Raw genomic sequence first — 3,785 nt, 5'->3', positions numbered from 1 at the left:
AAGTTAGACAGCAAAGGTAGTGTTACTGTTGTGCTTGGGTTGGGAAAGCACCTGGACGAACTGCGATCGCAACATTTTGACCGTTGCGACGTAGCTCCATGCGTAAGTCTGTGCCAATTTTGCTACTTTCAACGGCTTGTTGGACGCTATCAGCGTCGGTGACGATTTGACCGTTGAGTTTTTCGATGATGTCACCAGCACGGATTCCAGCTTGATCTGCGGGTGAATTGGGTACAACCCTACGAACGAGGACACCTTTGTCTGTATCGACATCTAACCCACTATTGGGGTCTGAATTGATATTTTCCTTGAGTTCGGGTGTTAAAGCTTGCATTTGAATGCCCAAGTAGGGATGTTGGACTGTACCCGTGGCAATCAACTGCTTGGAAATACGTTGTGCGGTGTTAATGGGAATTGCAAATCCTAATCCTTGTGCCCCTTGGATAATTGCCGTATTCATGCCAATGACTTCCCCACGGGCATTTAGTAATGGACCACCGGAATTTCCGGGGTTAATTGCGGCATCGGTTTGGATGTAGCTAACCCGTTTGTCTCCAGCACCGATTAAATTGCTGCTGCGTCCGGTGGCACTAATGATACCAGTTGTGACTGTGTTATCCAAACCCAAGGGATTTCCAATTGCGATCGCCCATTCACCGGGTTGTAATTGGTCGGAGTTTCCTAGTGCTACGATTGGTAAGTTATTCGCCTGAATTTGGACTACGGCAACGTCAGTAAGTTCGTCTTTACCTAAAACTTTACCTTGGAATTTGCGTCCATCCTTGAGGATTACTTGTACTTTGTCGGCACCATCTACAACGTGGGCATTGGTTAAAATTCGACCGTCGGCACTAATTATAAAACCTGAACCAGTACCACGTTCTAAGCGTTTTTGTTGGGGAATTCCACCTTCCGAACCAAAAAATCGACGGAGACGTGGATCGTTCAACTCATCTGGGAGTGAAGATTTTACTGTTCTAGAGGCTTCAATTCTAACAACTGCTGTACCTACTTTATTAACAACAGATGTCACATAATTGCTATTTGCTGGTGGATTGAGGGGTTCAGCTTTCACCTGATTAACAGCAAGATTGGAGACATTAGTACCTAGTTGATGTTGGCTAGAAGCAATATAACCCCCGGCTAGGGTCATTCCCGAACCTAATACTACCAAAGAAAGATTCATTGCCGCACGAACCCAAGGATAGGGTTTGGGATTGGTATTTTGAGAATCTATTTGAGAATCTGAAGTGTTGCGATCGCTCTTAGGTGTTTGGTTTTGCTGATTATCTGGTTTGTTTAACATTTGCTCTCTAGAATATATTTGTATTATTTAGGCTTACTTCTACTATAGATATAGATAAGATTTGTGGAGTTTTAGTTGCACGTACATGTATGAGAAAAGCTGATGGCATGGGAAATACATACTTTACGGTAAAGCATATTTTACAGAGTAGTGACTTGGTTTCAGTATTTGAAACAAAAGATGAAGTTGGTAGTTGGAAAACCGTATGTAAAAATGAGATATATCACGTCTCTCTATATTTCAGTTAAGACTTTATTTTAAACCGCCGAGAGGCAGAGAACGCGGAGAGAATAAAAGAGATAAAAACCGCAGATATAGACGCTACTCTGCGAGAAGTCTCGCTAGCCTACGGNCAACCTCTCCGATGTACGCTCGTCTAATGCGGCTACCTTTGGAAGTCACTCCGTGCCTACCCGCAGGGTACGCAGATTGCAGTGTGCCTAACTCGAATGAAATGCGCTGTATGGAAATACGCGATGCTGTAATTGCGATCGCGAACGGTAAGATAAGAACAAAGGGTTGAGAAAAAATTATGAAAAAATATGTATGTAGTGTTTGCGGGCATGAATACGACCCAGAAGTGGGTGATGTAGATGGTGGAATTGCACCAGGAACAGCATTTGAGGATATCCCAGATGATTGGGTTTGTCCGGTTTGTGGTGCGACTAAAGACCAATTTGAAGAGGTTGAAGAATAGTAACACAATTGTATTAAAATTATAGTTAAATAGGAAATTTTTCTCGTTGCAACCTGTAAGAATTATTGTCATCGGTGGTGGTGCTGCTGGATTTTTTGGTGCGATCGCAGCTGCCAGAACAAATGTTTTTGCTCAAGTTATTTTACTCGAAGCTAGTCAACAGTTATTGACAAAGGTACGTATTTCTGGTGGGGGTAGGTGTAATGTTACCCATGCTTGTTTTGATGGGAAGACTTTGGTTCAAAATTATCCCAGGGGTAACAAAGCTTTAATTGGTGCTTTTTCGCGTTTTCAACCCCAGGATACTGTTGCTTGGTTCCATAAGCATGGGATACAACTGAAAACTGAAGCTGACGGACGGATTTTTCCCATTACCGATAGTTCGGAAACTATTGTTAATTGTCTGATGAGTGCGGCAAAAATGGCTGGTGTAAAAATTTGCACGGGTACGGCAGTCGTTTCGGTAAATAAAGTCAATTCGGAATTTGCGGTGGTTTTGAAATCAGGGGAAACATTGGAATGCGATCGCATTTTAATTGCCACTGGTAGTAATCCGGTTGGTTATCGGATAGCGCAAGGATTTGGACATGTGGTGGAAACACCTGTTCCCTCGTTATTCACTTTCAATATTCAGGATCAAAGCTTGCGGGAATTAGCTGGAGTCAGTGTGAATCCGGTTAAATTGCGTTTGAGTATTCCCGAACAACCGCAATTAGAACAAACGGGAGCATTATTAATTACACATTGGGGTTTAAGTGGTCCTGCTGTTTTAAAATTGTCTGCATGGGGTGCTAGGATGCTTCATGAAAGTAGGTATCAAGGTACTTTATTGGTGAATTGGCTGCCTGGGATGAAGCAGGAGGATATTCGTCAAAAGTTATTACAAACGAAGGAAGAAGTACCGAGACGTTCGGTTCTATTACATCGTGCGATCGATATACCCCATCGTCTTTGGCAATATCTGGTTTCCCGGATTGAGATGAATAGTGAAACTCCTTGGGCAGAAATTTCTAAAAAACATTTAAATTTACTGGTTCAGGAACTATATCAAGGGCAATATTTGGTGAATGGAAAGGGTGTATTTAAAGATGAATTTGTTACTTGTGGTGGAGTTAGTTTAAAAGAAATTAATTTCAAAACAATGGAAAGTAAATTAGTTCCGGGAATTTATTTTGCCGGGGAAGTATTAGATATTGATGGTGTTACTGGTGGGTTTAATTTTCAGAGCGCATGGACAACTTCATATTTAGCAGGTTTGGCAATGGGAGATAATAGTTAGGAATTAGGAATTAGGAGTAGAGACGACCCGATGGGTCGTCTAAAAACTAGGAATTAAGATTGTGATATAATTTTTAGGCAAGGATATATATAAAGAACCCAGTATAGAATTGGTATTAGAAGCTAATAGCGAATAATTAAATCTATCCATTCCTGAAAATTATCACTCACAATTAACTTTTTTCCTACATTATTAATACCTTCAGCACCAATACTAGTACTAATTACAGGCAAACCAGCTTGTAACATTTCTAACGTCTTCAATTTAATTCCAGCACCTTTTTTTAAAGGAACAATTCCTATTTCTGCTCGTTCAAAAAAGTCTATTGGATTTTCGATAAACCCTGTAATAATAATATTTTTACTAGCAAAATTCGTGATTTTTGCTGAAGGGTTTGAACCAACTATATATAATTTGAAATCCCTATCTTTTTCCAATAAAAACTGAAAACAATTATCTATAAAATGAAGAATAGCCTCTTCATTTTCAGAACGATTCATTGC

Annotated in this window: 5 protein-coding genes; 3 read left to right on the top strand and 2 right to left on the bottom strand. The window is 40.5% G+C overall.

The features are described 5' to 3' along the window. Positions 1 to 22: 22 nt before the first annotated feature. On the bottom strand, positions 23 to 1,306 hold the full coding sequence (locus tag CK510_RS27705; protein WP_095724715.1) for an HhoA/HhoB/HtrA family serine endopeptidase: 1,284 nt from the start codon (positions 1,304 to 1,306) through the stop codon (positions 23 to 25). A 364-nt stretch (positions 1,307 to 1,670) separates the two neighbouring features. On the opposite strand from CK510_RS27705, the gene CK510_RS32105 reads away from it, so the two are divergent. The 3 genes from CK510_RS32105 to CK510_RS27695 are packed head-to-tail and all read left to right on the top strand — an operon-like array spanning position 1,671 to position 3,282. Continuing rightward, a complete protein-coding gene (locus tag CK510_RS32105) occupies positions 1,671 to 1,829 on the top strand; it encodes a hypothetical protein (RefSeq protein WP_158224978.1) in 159 nt (52 codons plus the stop codon). 9 nt (positions 1,830 to 1,838) lie between these two features. Then, positions 1,839 to 2,003: a rubredoxin gene (gene rd, locus CK510_RS27700; protein ID WP_095724714.1), complete on the top strand. Its 165-nt coding sequence runs from the start codon at positions 1,839 to 1,841 to the stop codon at positions 2,001 to 2,003. A 46-nt stretch (positions 2,004 to 2,049) separates the two neighbouring features. After that, the gene (locus tag CK510_RS27695; RefSeq protein ID WP_095724713.1) at positions 2,050 to 3,282 is read left to right on the top strand and encodes a BaiN/RdsA family NAD(P)/FAD-dependent oxidoreductase; all 1,233 of its coding nucleotides are present in this window, start codon (positions 2,050 to 2,052) and stop codon (positions 3,280 to 3,282) included. Positions 3,283 to 3,404: 122 nt separating this feature from the next. On the opposite strand, the gene CK510_RS27690 is transcribed toward CK510_RS27695, so the two are convergent. Next, positions 3,405 to 3,785 (bottom strand): glycosyltransferase family 4 protein (locus CK510_RS27690; RefSeq protein ID WP_143289470.1); only part of this gene is annotated, 381 nt, incomplete at its 5' end.

It is taken from the genome of Brunnivagina elsteri CCALA 953, from assembly GCF_002289455.1.
GTDB lineage: Bacteria > Cyanobacteriota > Cyanobacteriia > Cyanobacteriales > Nostocaceae > Brunnivagina > Brunnivagina elsteri.
Note: the sequence above shows the minus strand (reverse complement) of the source record. Positions and strands in the feature narration are given on the sequence as shown.